Source organism: Nonomuraea helvata, assembly GCF_039535785.1.
GTDB lineage: Bacteria > Actinomycetota > Actinomycetes > Streptosporangiales > Streptosporangiaceae > Nonomuraea > Nonomuraea helvata.
This window is the reverse complement of the sequence record NZ_BAAAXV010000005.1, coordinates 619,650-633,320: the sequence shown is the minus strand read 5'-3', so window position 1 is coordinate 633,320 and position 13,671 is coordinate 619,650. Positions and strand designations below refer to the sequence as shown.

The 13,671-nt window shown below is 69.3% G+C and carries 10 protein-coding genes and 1 pseudogene; 7 read left to right on the top strand and 4 right to left on the bottom strand.

Annotated features, from left to right (window positions below):
• Nucleotides 1–127: 127 nt before the first annotated feature.
• From ABD830_RS22270 to ABD830_RS22245, 6 genes are all read left to right on the top strand, one after another.
• Entirely contained in the window at nt 128–1,450 is a 1,323-nt protein-coding gene (locus ABD830_RS22270) for an ROK family transcriptional regulator (RefSeq protein WP_344990403.1), read from the top strand.
• 346 nt (nt 1,451–1,796) lie between these two features.
• Complete coding sequence (locus tag ABD830_RS22265) at nt 1,797–3,383, top strand: sugar ABC transporter ATP-binding protein (RefSeq protein WP_344990400.1); 1,587 nt, start codon at nt 1,797–1,799, stop codon at nt 3,381–3,383.
• Nucleotides 3,376–4,386 (top strand): ABC transporter permease, encoded by a 1,011-nt coding sequence (locus ABD830_RS22260; protein WP_344990397.1) that lies wholly within the window; start codon nt 3,376–3,378, stop codon nt 4,384–4,386. Before ABD830_RS22265 ends, ABD830_RS22260 begins: the two co-directional genes overlap by 8 nt.
• Nucleotides 4,387–4,445: 59 nt before the next feature.
• On the top strand, nt 4,446–5,507 hold the full coding sequence (locus tag ABD830_RS22255) for an ABC transporter substrate-binding protein (RefSeq protein ID WP_344990395.1): 1,062 nt from the start codon (nt 4,446–4,448) through the stop codon (nt 5,505–5,507).
• Nucleotides 5,504–6,676, top strand: a complete 1,173-nt coding sequence (locus ABD830_RS22250; RefSeq protein WP_344990392.1) for a Gfo/Idh/MocA family protein — start codon at nt 5,504–5,506, stop codon at nt 6,674–6,676. The genes ABD830_RS22255 and ABD830_RS22250 overlap by 4 nt, the downstream gene beginning before the upstream one ends.
• Nucleotides 6,673–7,680: a sugar phosphate isomerase/epimerase family protein gene (locus ABD830_RS22245; protein ID WP_344990389.1), complete on the top strand. Its 1,008-nt coding sequence runs from the start codon at nt 6,673–6,675 to the stop codon at nt 7,678–7,680. Before ABD830_RS22250 ends, ABD830_RS22245 begins: the two co-directional genes overlap by 4 nt.
• Here ABD830_RS22245 and ABD830_RS22240 read toward each other — a convergent pair.
• Complete coding sequence (locus ABD830_RS22240) at nt 7,611–8,063, bottom strand: hypothetical protein (RefSeq protein ID WP_344990387.1); 453 nt, start codon at nt 8,061–8,063, stop codon at nt 7,611–7,613. The two genes, ABD830_RS22245 and ABD830_RS22240, sit on opposite strands and share 70 nt — an antisense overlap.
• 405 nt (nt 8,064–8,468) lie before the next feature.
• Here ABD830_RS22240 and ABD830_RS22235 point away from each other — a divergent pair, with 405 nt between their 5' ends.
• Nucleotides 8,469–9,800: an extracellular catalytic domain type 1 short-chain-length polyhydroxyalkanoate depolymerase gene (locus ABD830_RS22235; RefSeq protein ID WP_344990385.1), complete on the top strand. Its 1,332-nt coding sequence runs from the start codon at nt 8,469–8,471 to the stop codon at nt 9,798–9,800.
• Nucleotides 9,801–9,813: 13 nt separating this feature from the next.
• On the opposite strand, the gene ABD830_RS22230 is transcribed toward ABD830_RS22235, so the two are convergent.
• From ABD830_RS22230 to ABD830_RS54300, 3 genes and pseudogenes are all read right to left on the bottom strand, one after another.
• Nucleotides 9,814–10,788, bottom strand: coding sequence for an NADP-dependent oxidoreductase (locus ABD830_RS22230; RefSeq protein ID WP_344990382.1), 975 nt, complete (start codon nt 10,786–10,788; stop codon nt 9,814–9,816).
• Between the two features lie 370 nt (nt 10,789–11,158).
• A complete protein-coding gene (locus ABD830_RS54305) occupies nt 11,159–11,536 on the bottom strand; it encodes an NlpC/P60 family protein (RefSeq protein ID WP_425567163.1) in 378 nt (125 codons plus the stop codon).
• Nucleotides 11,537–12,065: 529 nt separating this feature from the next.
• Nucleotides 12,066–12,890: pseudogene (locus tag ABD830_RS54300) on the bottom strand (tachylectin-related carbohydrate-binding protein); the annotation flags it as partial.
• Between the last annotated feature and the right edge of the window lie 781 nt (nt 12,891–13,671).

Genomic DNA, 13,671 nt, shown 5'->3' with positions numbered 1-13,671 from the left:
GCAGTTCCGCCACGCTTCTCGCTCTAGTTATCGGAACGTTACGCAAGTTACGAACGATTTAATACTTGTGTCCGCAGGAAGTCGTGCTTTTAATTCGGCTAGCCATCTGAACTAATCGAGGAGGAGCGTGGACCACAGCCGGGCCGACGGCCGCGCGACCGAGTCGATGAGTCGCGGCGGGTCCGCGGGAGTTCCCGCGGATCAGGCCACCGTGCGCCGTTCCAACCTCGCCCTCGTGCTGCGTCACGTCAGCGCGTGCGGCCCGTGCACCCGATCGGCAGTCGCCGCCGCGACCGGGCTGAACAAGGCGACCGTCACCAGTCTGGTGAGCGAGCTGCAGGCGCGTGGGCTGGTCAAGGAGATGGGGCCGCAGCACGCCGGCTCCGTCGGCCGCCCGGGTGTCGCGCTCACCCTGGACGGATCCCGGATCGGCGCCCTCGGCATGGAAGTCAACGTCGACTACATCGCCGCGATCGCCACCGACCTGGCCGGCAGGGTGATCATCGACCGGCGCATCGGTTTCGACGCCATGGGCTCCGGCCCGGAACGCTCGCTGGACGAGCTGGCCCGCATGGCCGAGAGGACCGTCGCCGACCTCGACCGGCTCGGGATCACGCCGGCCGGGATCATCGTGGCTGTCCCCGGCCTGATCGACACCACCACCGGCACCGTCGTCGTCGCCCCGAACCTCGGCTGGCGCGGGGTGGCGGTGGCGGAGCGGCTGTCCCACGCGAACATCGCCGCGGACATCCCCGTCGCGGTGGACAACGACGCCAACCTCGCCGCCCTGGCCGAGTACACCTCGGGCGTCGCGGCGGGCACCTCCGACCTGGTCTACCTCACAGGCGAGGTGGGCATCGGCGGCGGCGTCATCGCCGGCGGCCGGCTGCTGGGCGGAGCGGACGGATTCGCGGGGGAGGTCGGCCACGTCATGATCGACCCCTCCGGCGAGTCGTGCCGCTGCGGCCGGGTCGGCTGCTGGGAGACCAAAGTCGGGCTGGCCGCGCTGGTCCGCATGGCCACACCGGACCGCGCGTACGGCACAGGCCCGCAACTCGTCCGTGACCCGGAGGAGCGGCTGGCCGAGATCGAGCACCGACGGGCCGAAGGAGATCCCCGCGTCGACGCCGCTGCCGCGGAGGTGGGCCGGTGGCTCGGAATCGGGGCGGCCATGCTGGTCAACCTCTTCAACCCACGGGTGATCGTGCTGGGCGGGTACTTCGCGCGACTCGCCGACCTGATCATCCCCGCAGCGCAACAGACGCTGGCACGCCTGGGCATGCGCGACGCTGTCGAGCGCTGCCGGTTCGTCGCCTCCGACCTCGGCTTCGGCGCCGCCTCACGCGGAGCGGCCGGAGTCGTCGTCGAACGAGCACTGTCCGACCCCACAAGCATCTCGAGCCGAACGTCTCCAACCATCGGGGTCATCGAGGGAACCCCGATGGCTTGATCGCCACAGTCAGCCTGACCCGCGCGCCGGCACGCGGGTCCGATCTACCGCCCGCTCCCTGAACCTCCCGTCCGCCTGACCGTCCTGTTCCGCACCGCCTCGGCTCATCCCACCCATCTCGCGTGCCGCGGCCATGGGGCATGCGGCCGGGCGGGCGGAAACCCCTGTGCCCTTTTCCCATGCCCTTTGCCCACCCAGAACGTCCCGCCCGCCTGATCGGTCGCCCGGAGCCGCACCGGCACCGTTGACGCCGACCTCGGTGCCGTCGCGGCGGTGCCAACCGGCGCCGTCAGGCGGGCGGGGCCATCAAGCGGGCCCGGCCACACCGTAACCGAGGGAGGCCCCTGTGCCGCGGTCACCGTCCGACTCGTCATCGCTGCTCGTGATGCGAGGAATCGTCAAGCAGTTCCCGGGCGTGCGCGCCTTGGACGGCGTGAACCTTGAGGTGAGAGCCGGAGAGGTGCACTGCCTGCTCGGCCAGAACGGCGCCGGGAAGTCCACGCTCATCAAGATCCTCTCCGGTGCCCACGAACCCGACGAGGGCGAGGTGCTGCTCGACGGCTCGCCCGTACGGCTGGCGCCGCCGACCGCGGCGATGGGCCACGGAATCGCCACCATCTACCAGGAACTCGATCTGGTGGACGGGTTGAGCGTGACGGAGAACATCTTCCTCGGCCACGAGATGGCGACCTTCGGGTTCTCCCGCCGGGCCGAGGCCGACCGGGCGACGGCCGAGCTGCTCGAGCGGCTGGGGCACGGCGAGATCCGCCCCCGCACCGAGGTGGGCTCGCTGTCGCCGGCCCACAAGCAGATCGTCAGCATGGCCAGGGCGCTGTCGCACTCGGCCCGGGTGATCATCATGGACGAGCCGTCGGCCGCGCTGGACCACGACGAGGTCGGCAACCTGTTCCGGGTGATCCGTGACCTCACCTCCCAGGGCGTGGCGGTGATCTACATCTCCCACCGGCTGGAGGAGATCCGCGAGATCGGCGACCGAGTCACCGTGCTCAAGGACGGGCGCACGGTCGCGGTGGGGCTGGTGGCCAAGGACACCCCGACCTCGAAGATCGTGGCGCTGATGACCGGCCGCAACGTCGAGTACGTCTTCCCGCCCCGGCCGGGCAGGGGAGCCCACGACGGGCGGCCCGAGGTGCTGCGGGTGGAGAACCTGACGCTGCCCGGCCGGTTCGCGGACGTGTCGTTCAGCATCAGGGCCGGGGAGATCGTCGGCCTGGCGGGCCTGGTCGGCTCCGGCCGCAGCGAGATCATCGAGGCGATCTACGGCGCGCGACGGGCCGGTGGCCGGGTCGTGCTCGATGGGCGGACGGTGCGGCCGGGCAGCACGACCCGCGCGGTGCGGATGGGCATGGGCCTGGCCCCCGAGGAGCGCAAGACGCAGGCGTTGCTGCTGGACCACCCCGTCGCGCAGAACATCACGCTGGCGAGCCTGAGCCGCTACACCAGGCCGCGGTGGCTGGGCTGGCTCGACCGCCGGACCGAGTTCGCCGAGGCCGAACGGCTGTCGCAGGCGCTGGACATCCGCCCGCCCGATCCGCGCCGGCCCATCAGGACCTTGTCGGGCGGCAACCAGCAGAAGGCGGTGCTGGGACGCTGGCTGGCCGAGGACCGCAAGCTGCTGCTGCTCGACGAGCCCACGCGTGGGGTGGACGTCGGTGCCCGGGCCGAGCTGTACGCGCTGGTGCGCAAGCTGGCCGACGACGGCATCGGTGTGCTGCTGGTGTCCAGCGAGGTGCCTGAGGTGCTGGGCCTGGCCGACCGCGTGCTGGTCATCCGCGAGGGCCGGATCGTCCATGAGGCGCCGGCCGAGGACCTGGACGAGCACCGGGTGCTCGACCTGGTGATGGTCTCCGCAGGACAGAGGCCCGGATCCGATGTGGCACATCCCTCCACCGAAGGAGCATCGCATGACTGAGGTTGATCAGGCCGCGCCGACAGGTCCGCGATTGAAGGCGGCGGGACCGGGCGGGCGGTTCGGCCGGCTGGGCGAGGTCCGGCATCTGGGGCTGGTCGCGGCGTTGACACTGCTGGCGATCGTGGGATTGGTGACGAGGCCGGAGAACTTCGCCACCTCCTCCAACTTGGTGAGCATCCTGGCGCTGGCCTCGACCATCGGGGTGATCACTGTTGGCATGACGTTCGTGATCATCGGTGGTGGCATCGATCTGTCGGTGGGCGCGCTGATGGCGTTGGCGTCGGTATGGGCGACCACGCTGGCGACCCAGTCCTACGGGCCGGTTGTGATGATCGTGTGCGCGGTGCTGGTGGGCACCGGCGCGGGCCTGCTGAACGGGATCTTGATCGCCTACGGCCGGATGGTGCCGTTCATCGCGACGCTGGCGATGATGGTGGCCGGGCGCGGCCTGGCGCAGCGGATGTCGAACCAGCGCACACAGCTCGTGCAGCAGGACAACTCGTTGATCGTGAGCCTGTCGACCACGCGGGTGCTCGGGCTGCCGCTGCTGGTGTACGTGTTCGCGCTGGTGGTGCTGTTCGGCTGGCTGGTGCTCAACCGCACGACGTTCGGCCGGCGCACCTACGCGGTGGGCGGCAATCCCGAGGCCGCCCGCCTGGCCGGCATCGACGTGCGCAAGCACACGCTGCTGTTGTACGCCCTGTCGGGGTTGTGCTGCGGGATCGCCGCGGTGCTGATCATGGCCAGGACCACGACCGGATCGTCCACACACGGCGACCTGTACGAGCTGGACGCGATAGCCGCAGTGATCATCGGCGGGACGCTGCTGAGCGGCGGCCGGGGCACGATCATCGGATCGATCCTCGGTCTGCTGATCTTCACTGTGATCACCAACCTGTTCATCCTGAACGGCCTGAACACCGCCGACCAGCTCATCGCCAAGGGCGCGATCATCGTCGCCGCCGTGCTGCTGCAGCGGCGAAGCCTCAAAACACACACCTGACACCAGGGCCGGATCGCAAGCCTTCCGGCTTCAGCAAGGCTTCAGCAAGGAGAGAAGACATGGACAAGAACGTCGCCCGGCGCGGCTTCCTCTTCAGCGGCGCCGCCCTCGGCGCTGGTGCCCTCGTCAGCGCCTGCACCAGCAACGAGCCGGTCGCCACCCAGCAGGCGAGCGCGCCCGCCGCCGCTCCCGCGGCCAAGGACGGCAACGACGCCCCTGGCGAGAAGGTCGTCATCGGCTTCTCGGCCCCGGCCGCCGACCACGGCTGGATCGCCGCCATCAGCAAGAACGCGGCGGACGCGGCAAAGCAGTACACCGACGTCGAATTCAAGCCGGTCGAGCCGACCAACGACATCAACCAGCAGATCTCGGCGGTGGAGTCGCTGATCCAGGCGAAGGTCAACGTGCTGGTGATCCTGCCGAACGACGGCCAGCAGCTCAACCAGGTCGCCCGGCAGGCCATGGACGCGGGCATCCCGGTGGTCAACGTGGACCGCGTCTTCCCGGACAAGCTGTCGTACCGGGCCTGGATCGGAGGGGACAACTACGGCATGGGTGTGGCCGCCGGACACCACATCGGCAAGACGCTGAAGGACAAGGGCGTCTCCAACCCGGTCATCCTGGAGATCCAGGGCATCGCCACGCTGCCGCTGACCCAGGACCGCAGCAAGGGCTTCGCCGACGCGCTGAAGACGTACGGCTTCAAGGTGACCGCGCAACAGGACGCCAAGTTCACGGTGGAGTCCGGAACGCAGGTGGCCGCCAACCTGCTCCAGGCGCACAAGAAGATCGACGCGATCTGGAACCACGACGACGACCAGGGCATCGGCGTGCTGGCGGCGATCAAGGAGGCCGGTCGCAACGAGTTCTTCATGGTCGGCGGCGCGGGCTCGGCCAACGCGATGCGTGACATCCAGGCCGACAGCGGCGTGCTGAAGGCCACCGTCACCTATCCCCCCACGATGGCCGGCTCGGCGATCAAGGTCGCCCGGCTGATCGCCCAGGGCAAGGGCATGAGCGACCTGCTGGAGCAGCAGGTGCCGCAGTCGATCACACTGGCTTCGGAGACCATCACCAAGGACAACGCCGCCCAGTACCTGCCTCTCGGGTTCGAGTCATGAGGCCTGTCATCGGGATCGGCATGGTCGGCTACGCGTTCATGGGCCGTACCCACTCCCAGGCGTGGCGCAGCGTGGACGCGTTCTTCGACCTGCCGTTCAGACCCTCGATGGTGGCCGTGGCCGGCAGATCCGCCGAGGCGACCGCGCAGGCCGCCGAGAAGCTGGGATGGGCCGGCGCGGAGCCCGACTGGAAGCGCCTCCTCGACCGCGACGACGTGCAGGTCATCGACATCTGCACGCCCGGCGACTCGCACGCCGAGATCGCCGTCGCGGCGCTGGCGGCAGGCAAGCACGTGATCTGCGAGAAGCCGCTCGCCAACACCGTCGCCGAGGCCGAGGCCATGGCCGCGGCGGCGAAGGAGGCGGCGGCGCGCGGCGTGCGCAGCATGGTCGCCTTCAACTACCGCCGCGTGCCCGCCGTCGCGCTGGCCCGGCGGTTCGTCGAAGAGGGCATGCTCGGCGAGATCCGGCACGTACGGGCGCAGTATCTGCAGGACTGGATCGTCGACCCCGAGTTTCCCCTGGTCTGGCGGCTCCAGAAGGACAAGGCCGGCTCCGGGGCCCTCGGCGACATCGGCGCTCACATCATCGACGTCGCCGAGTTCATCACCGGTGAGCGGCTGGCCGGGGTGGCGGCGCTGACCGAGACCTTCGTCAAGGAGCGTCCCCTGGCGGCCAGTTCGGCCGGGCTCTCGGCCGGCGGCGGAACCGGGAGGGGCGCGGTCACCGTGGACGACGCGGCGCTGTTCATCGGACGGCTCAGCGGCGGCGGGCTGGCCTCCTTCGAGGCCACCCGCTTCGCGGCGGGGCGCAAGAACGCGCTGCGCATCGAGGTCAACGGCGCCCTGGGCAGCCTGGCCTTCGACTTCGAGTCGATGAACGACCTGTGGTTCCACGACCACACCATCGACAGCGCCGAACACGGATTCCGGCGGGTGCTGGTCACCGAGCCGGACCACCCGTACGCCGGGGCGTGGTGGCCGCCGGGCCACGGCCTCGGGTACGAGCACACCTTCGTCCACGAGACGAAGGACTTCCTGGAGGCGATCGCCGCCGGCACCGACCCCACGCCGTCCTTCGAGGACGGCCTGCGGGTGCAGCGGGTGCTGGCGGCCGTCGAGCAGAGCGCGGCTGAGGACAGCCGCTTCATCACTGTGGAGGGTTCATGACGAGGCCGGTCACGTTGTTCACCGGGCAGTGGGCGGACCTGCCGTTCGAGGAGGTCTGCCGGCTGGCGTCGGAGTGGGGCTACGACGGCCTGGAGATCGCCTGCTGGGGCGACCACTTCGAGGTCGACAAGGCCCTCGCGGACGACTCCTACATCGAACGCAAGAAGGAGACCCTGGCCAAGTACAACCTCCGGGTGTGGACGATCTCCAACCACCTGGTCGGCCAGGCGGTCTGCGACCACCCCATCGACGAGCGCCACAAGGGCATCCTGCCCGCCCGCATCTGGGGCGACGGCGAACCCGAAGGTGTACGGCGGCGCGCCGCCGAAGAGATCAAGAACACCGCCCGCGCGGCGGCCGCGCTCGGCGTGACGACCGTCGTCGGCTTCACCGGCTCGTCAATCTGGCACACGCTGGCGATGTTCCCGCCGGTGCCCCCGTCGATGATCGAGGCGGGCTACGCCGACTTCGCCGACCGGTGGAACCCGATCCTCGACGTCTTCGACGAGGTCGGAGTGCGCTTCGCCCATGAGGTGCACCCGAGCGAGATCGCGTACGACTACCACACCACGGTGCGGACGCTGGAGGCCATCGGGCACCGGCCGGCCTTCGGGCTGAACTGGGACCCGTCGCACATGGTGTGGCAGGACCTGGACCCGGCGAACTTCATCCTCGACTTCGCCGACCGGATCTACCACGTGGACTGCAAGGACGCCCGGGTGGCCACCCGTGACGGCCGGCGCGGCCGTCTGGCCTCCCACCTGGCGTGGGCCGACCCCCGGCGTGGCTGGGACTTCGTGTCCACAGGCCGCGGCGACGTGCCGTGGGAGGCGTGCTTCCGCGCGCTCAACCACATCGGCTACGACGGCCCGATCTCCATCGAGTGGGAGGACGCGGGCATGGACCGGCTGCACGGCGCACCGGAATCCCTCGCCTACATCCGCTCGCTCAACGCCATCACCCCACCGGCCGCCGCTTTCGACGCCGCCTTCTCCTCCGAATGACCCATCACGCCGGGCGGCGGCCGCACAGTGGCCGCCGTCCCCCGCCGCTGCTGGTGAACTCGGCCCGCTGACCCTTGGAGGACGCGCTTCGGCTCAGGCGGCCGGGAGTGTGGGAGGCCCGGTGCTCTGGCGTACAACGAGTTCGGTGGCCGGTCGACATCGACGAAGCGCAGGTAGTCAAGAGCGCGGTTCTGGTTGTCCGGCCAACGACCGGAGGTCAGCCGGACCTGGCCGAGGTCGAACTCGTAGGCCGAGACACCGATGTCGGATCTGGCCCAGGGGAGTGCCGCCAGAGCGGAGGACATGCCGACTGCCTGGCCGGCGACCGAGAGCGCGGTGGTCGCGCCTGCGGCCCGAAAGAGCTGACGACGGCTCAAGGACATGCGGAGCTCCTTGGTGATGGGGGGTGGTGACCGGTCACCGCCGTCACGTGTTCACCGGGTCAGGCCCTCGGAGAGGCCGCCGTAGGTTGTCGGCGCGGAGATATCGCTGTCAGACCATGTGTTAGCGCTAACAGTTACAGCCTAGCGGTGGCAGGTGGTGACATGGTCAGGTGGGACTCGGGTGAAAGTTTCAGGCGACGATCTCGCTGATCGACTGCGACCGGACTCGAGAATCCGAGGTGAGCGCGCCGGCGCGCCGCCTCCGCCGACCGGCAGTACGTTAAGGCGCTCTTGACAGTACCTTTCCGCCCCGTATTTGCTCCGTCCTAACCACCACCTCCACCGGCCCGAGGGAGATTCGCCCAGCCAGCGGGTTGTTAGCGCTAACAGCGGAGAGGCGAACCAATGCAGCGAAGCGAACCGCGTACGAGAAGGTACGCAGGCATCGGAGCCGCCTTGACGGCTCTGATCACGGCGGTGGCCACCGCTCTGTCCGTGTTCCTCACGGCTGTGCCAGGAGCGTCGGCGGCGGTCCTGACCGAAGTGACGGGCTTCGGCGCCAATCCCGGCGGTCTGCGGATGTACCTTTACGTCCCCGACAGAGTGGAGTCCAGGCCGGGCGTCCTGGTGGCGATGCACGGCTGCAACGGCTGGGCTCCGGGCTTCCACCAGGGCACCGAGTTCGCCTCGCTGGCCGACCGGTACGGCTTCATCGTCATCTACCCGCAGGCGAACAAGAGCGCCAACGGCCTGTCGAACTGCTTCGACGTGTGGTCCAACGAGGCCCTGCGGCACGGCGGCGGCAGCGACCCGGTGTCGATCGTCTCCATGACGAACTACGTGCTGCAACGCTACAACGGCGACCCGCAGCGGGTGTTCGCCACCGGCTTCTCCTCCGGCGCGATGGAGACCAACAACCTGCTCGCCACGTACCCGGACGTGTTCAAGGCCGGCGCGCCGTTCTCGGGGGTCCCCTACGGTTGCCTTGGCCCCGCCGGCTGCGGCGACAAGACGCCGCAGCAGTGGGGTGACCTGGTCAGGAACGCCTACCCCGGCTACACGGGGCCCCGGCCGCGCGTGATGGCCTGGCACGGCACCGCCGACTCGGTGCTGCCGTACACGATGTTGCAGGAAGAGGTCGACCAGTGGACCGACGCGCACGGACTGAGCCAGACCCCCGCCTCCACTGACAGCCCGCAATCCGGCTGGACCCGGCGGATCTTCGGCTCCGGGCAGGTCGAGGCGTACACCATCGCCGGAGCCGGCCACGACCTGCCGCACACCGGAATGGCCGCGTACGCCATCCGCTTCTTCGGCCTGGACGGCGGCTCGTCCACCACGACGCCGACTCCACCACCCGCCGGGCAGATCAAGGGAGTCGGCTCCGGGCGTTGCCTGGACGTGCCCGGCGCCGCCACCGCCGACGGCACCGCGGTGCAGTTGTGGGACTGCAACGGGCGCAGTAACCAGCAGTGGGCCGCCACCTCAGCCGGCGAGCTCAGGGTCTATGGCAACAAATGCCTCGACGCGGCCGGCACCGGCAACGGCGCCGGCATCCAGATCTACTCCTGCCACGGCGGCGCCAACCAGAAATGGCGCCTGAACGCCGACGGCACCATCGCCGGGGTGCAGTCCGGGCTGTGCCTGGACGCCGTCGGCCAGGGCACCGCCAACGGCACCCGGCTCCAGCTCTACTCCTGCCACGGCGGCGCCAACCAGCGCTGGACCCGCACCTGACACACCGCCGCCGTCAAATCGGGTGCACGGCAGCGCCTCGCCGTCCACCCGATGATCGCGTCCTCGAGTCCCACGGTCGAACGCGGATGACCGTCTTCCCCTGGCGTCGCTCGGTCGGGTTGAGGACGGCGACGGCGTCGTCGAGGGTCGCGACGTTGCCGATGTTCGTCCGCAGTCGTCCGTCCCGGACCCGCTGGACGATCTCGCTCAGTTGGGCGCGGTCGGACTCGACAACGAAGTCGATGGCCAGGCCGTCGTCGGGCCGCGCCTCGGGCGGCCCGACGACGGACACCAGTGTTCCTCCGGCTCGGATCAGGCCTGCGGACCGCCTCCCGATGTCGCCGCCGATGACATCGAAAACCAGGTCGACTTCGCCGACGTCTTCGAGCGTGTCGTTCTCAAGGTCGACGAACTCCTGCGCGCCGAAGTCGAGTGCCTTCTGACGGTCGGCGGCGCGTCCGGTGCCGATGACGTAGGCGCCGGCCTCTCGTGCGAGTTGCGTCACCATCGACCCGACTGCGCCGGCCGCGCCGTGCACGAGGACGCTCTGCCCTGCCCGAAGGCGGCCGTGCTCGAACAGTCCCTGCCACGCGGTCAGTCCCGAGATCGGCAGGCTCGCGCCCACCGTGAAGTCGACGTCGCCGGGCAGCGGTGCGAGGTTGCGTGCCTCGACGGCCACATATTCCGCCAGGGTGCCGTCGCGAGTCCAGTCCGTGATGCCGAACACCCGCTGTCCCACCGACAGCCCTGTCGTGCCATAGCCGAGAGCGGTGACCACTCCGGCCAGCTCGTGCCCAGGGATCGACGGTGTTCGGTCACGGTCGAGGCGATCGGCCCAGGTCGAGGGCCACGCCATCTCCGTCGGGACGAATCCCGACGCATGAACCTGAACGACGACATCCATCAGCGCTGCCTGCGGCTCGGGCCGTTCCATCAGCGTCATCCCGGCCGTTCCCGCGGCCTGGTCCGTCACCACAATCGCCTTCATCCGGAATCCCCCTATGTCCAGTCCTCGCCGACACGTGTCCGCGTACGACCTCATCTCCCCGAACGAGGTCGTACCCGGACGCAAGCGGGCCGTCACCGACAGACGGCGCCCGGGACGGCCCGGCACCCGCCGGCCGGTCAAGCCGCCGGTGTCGATCCGGCGCCTCGCCGGGCTGGACGACCTGGCGGCAGTTCCTGGCCGCTCAGGCCCACGCGATCATCGTGTGCGACTTCCTGGTGGTCGAGACGGTACTACTCAAACGGCGGCGCCGGCTCGCCCCTTCAGCACTGCTTGGTGATCTCCGACCGGATGCCAGCGGAAGCGCTGAGCTATGGCATTCAGGGCCGCACGCTCATGCGGCGTGCGGAAGTCAGGCGCGTTTGGCCTTGCGCCATGAGCGGTCGTAGAGCGTGGCGCTGTCGAGGGTTGAGGGGCCGCCTTCGTCGCCCAGCGTAGGACCGTCGACCGTTTTGCGGCTGGAGATGAACCGGTGTTTGCCGGTGGAGTCGATTCCCAGATAGATGCCGACGTGGTCGAGGGCTGTGCCGTCGTCCGTGCTGGCGTCCCAGAACAGCAGGTCGCCCGTCCGCAGGTCCGCGTAGGACGTGGGTTTGGCCGTGCCACCGTCGATCACGGTGATCCCCGGGGCGTTCTCGTCGGCCATTTGGACGGCTCGACGGGGAAGGGCGGACTTGCTCAGCGTGTCGCCGATGCCCAGGGGGTAGCCGCCGCGGTAGCCAAGGACCATTCTGACGAAACCGGAACAGTCCAGCGATTCCTTCTGCCGGGCTTCCGGGGGGGTCGATCCTGTCGTCGTAGGTCCATGCGAGGCCGAGGTAGTCGTTGAAGTCTGAGCCCTCTTCCCGGGTGCCGTCCGGGAGTAAGGGACCGTAGTGGGCGTCGCCCGCGTAGCGCAGGCCATCGCGGACCTGGGAGGGGGCGTCCGCGAGGTACTGCGTGGCGATGTCCAGCAGATCCTCGTCGGTCCTGGCGATGTTGGCCGCCGGCCATGAGGCCGCCCATGGCGCCGAGGGCGACCACGGGCCGGGCAGCAGGCGGACCCAGGCTCGGGTCGAGACGGTCGCCTCGGTCGTTGTCTCGGCGAACTTACGTTGCCGGCCGTAGGTGACGGCGGTTCGGGCGCCTTCCGTCAGGACAGCTCCGACCCGGCCTTGGCTGAAGTAGAGGTTCTGGCCGGATGTGCCGGGGGCGTAACCAGTGAAGGACTGCCCCGCCGAGCAGGCGGCGGCGTCGGCGAACAGGGCGGTGAAGGAGGCGAATCCGTCTTTCAAGGGGCGGCGGTCCTGCCAGACCGGTGCCCCGGCCAGGGGGTCGGCATGATGATGCCACCACATCCGGCCGGACGCGTCGAGCGCGTAGACGACTCCCGCTCCAGCGCCGGACGGACTGCGGTAATCCTCCCACCCCTCGCCGGTTACCAGCCCCGTGCCCGGGCCGAAGGCGGTGCCGCCTGCTGCCGGGTCGGTGTGGTCGTACCAGCGGACGTGTCCCTTGGTGTTCACGCCGTACAGGGTGCCGTCGCGCCCGGTCATCAGAGTGGTGATCGCTGTCCAGCCCGAGCGGATGACCTTGCCGCTCCCCGGCGCCCACTGGGCCTCGCCGGTTGTCGGCGAAAGATGGCGGTACCAGTGCAGGTCTCCGGCTTTGTCGAGGGCGTAGATGACCCCGGAGCCGGCCGACACGATGTCCACGAAGTCGCCCCAGCCGTGGCCGATGACCGTGCGCTCGCCGGGGGCCCAGCCCCGCTCACCGGTCGCCGGGTCCAGGTGACGGTACCATTTCAGATCCCCGTCGCTGTCGACCGCATAGATCACGCCGTTGCCGCCGGAGAACACCTTGGCCAGTGTGTTCCAGCCGTAGCCGATCTCCTTGCCGCTGTCGGCGGCCCAGGAATCCTCGCCGGAGGCGCCGGCGCGGTGGCCGTACCAGCGCAGTTTTCCCCCGCCGTCGATGCCGTACACCGGCACGACCGCCGAGCAGGTCAGGGCGGAGGCGGCCACGGCTGGTCGTGGATCGACCGTGGACAGCAGGGACGCTCCGACGATTGCCGCGGACAGGACGGCCAGATGTGTACGGAGCATGTCCACAACCTTCTTTTGATCTCACGCCAGAACGGATCCCGCACGCCTCGATGCCACCGGGCTGACCCTGGGAAAATGATCTCATGGATGTCGCTCTTCACACCCCGGTCAGGCCGCCGCTGACCGGGCGTGCGCGCCGCCTCCCGTTCGTCGGCCGTCGAAGGTTGCGGGGCTCGAATATTCGACTCACATGGTGACCTGCAGCTTCTGGCAAGCGGGCGGATCTTGAGCGTCACCGTCCAAGCTGCATTGCAGCCGGCACCGAACGTCGACGCTCTCGACGTCGTGCACGTCGCTCATGGCACCCGGGTTCCGTCCCGGTCCGCATGTCAAACCAGACTTATCCGCTGACTCACGCGGACAGGCAGACCGCGGTACGCGCCCGCCGCCGCTGCGCAAGCAGCTTGTCGGTTCCCAGCGGGCGTAAGGGGCAGAGGCAGAAAGATCCTCTCCTTGCCTCTCCTAACGTATAGCGCACAGGGGGGCTTGCGGCAAGACCCGGGTCGTACCCCAGAATCGTCGGCCGAAGCCACAACCTGCGGAATGGGGGGCACGACGTGCATGTGTGGTTGTCGACGTGTGTGGGACGCGGTGACGTCCAACCAGTGATGGGACCGCCGGTGCGATCGCGGGCGCTCGGCACGGAGGTGCGGGTGTGCGCACCGCCCGACTGGCCGGAGCGGCCGGCCGACTCGTCAGAGGAAAGGCAACGAGGGATGAGGACGTGCCCGGCAAGTATCTCGACGGAGCTCGAGGCGCCGGCGATTCGATCGGCCGGTGC

What these genes read in the sequence shown, in the direction of transcription:
- ABD830_RS54305 (WP_425567163.1), bottom strand. Translation starts at nt 11,536, where the DNA reads ATGGTCCTTGGCTACCGCGGCGGCTACCCCCTGGGCATCGGCGACACG.
- ABD830_RS22240 (WP_344990387.1), bottom strand. Translation starts at nt 8,063, where the DNA reads ATGTCCTTGAGCCGTCGTCAGCTCTTTCGGGCCGCAGGCGCGACCACC.
- ABD830_RS22260 (WP_344990397.1), top strand. Translation starts at nt 3,376, where the DNA reads ATGACTGAGGTTGATCAGGCCGCGCCGACAGGTCCGCGATTGAAGGCG.
- ABD830_RS22235 (WP_344990385.1), top strand. Translation starts at nt 8,469, where the DNA reads ATGCAGCGAAGCGAACCGCGTACGAGAAGGTACGCAGGCATCGGAGCC.
- ABD830_RS22245 (WP_344990389.1), top strand. Translation starts at nt 6,673, where the DNA reads ATGACGAGGCCGGTCACGTTGTTCACCGGGCAGTGGGCGGACCTGCCG.
- ABD830_RS22255 (WP_344990395.1), top strand. Translation starts at nt 4,446, where the DNA reads ATGGACAAGAACGTCGCCCGGCGCGGCTTCCTCTTCAGCGGCGCCGCC.
- ABD830_RS22250 (WP_344990392.1), top strand. Translation starts at nt 5,504, where the DNA reads ATGAGGCCTGTCATCGGGATCGGCATGGTCGGCTACGCGTTCATGGGC.
- ABD830_RS22230 (WP_344990382.1), bottom strand. Translation starts at nt 10,788, where the DNA reads ATGAAGGCGATTGTGGTGACGGACCAGGCCGCGGGAACGGCCGGGATG.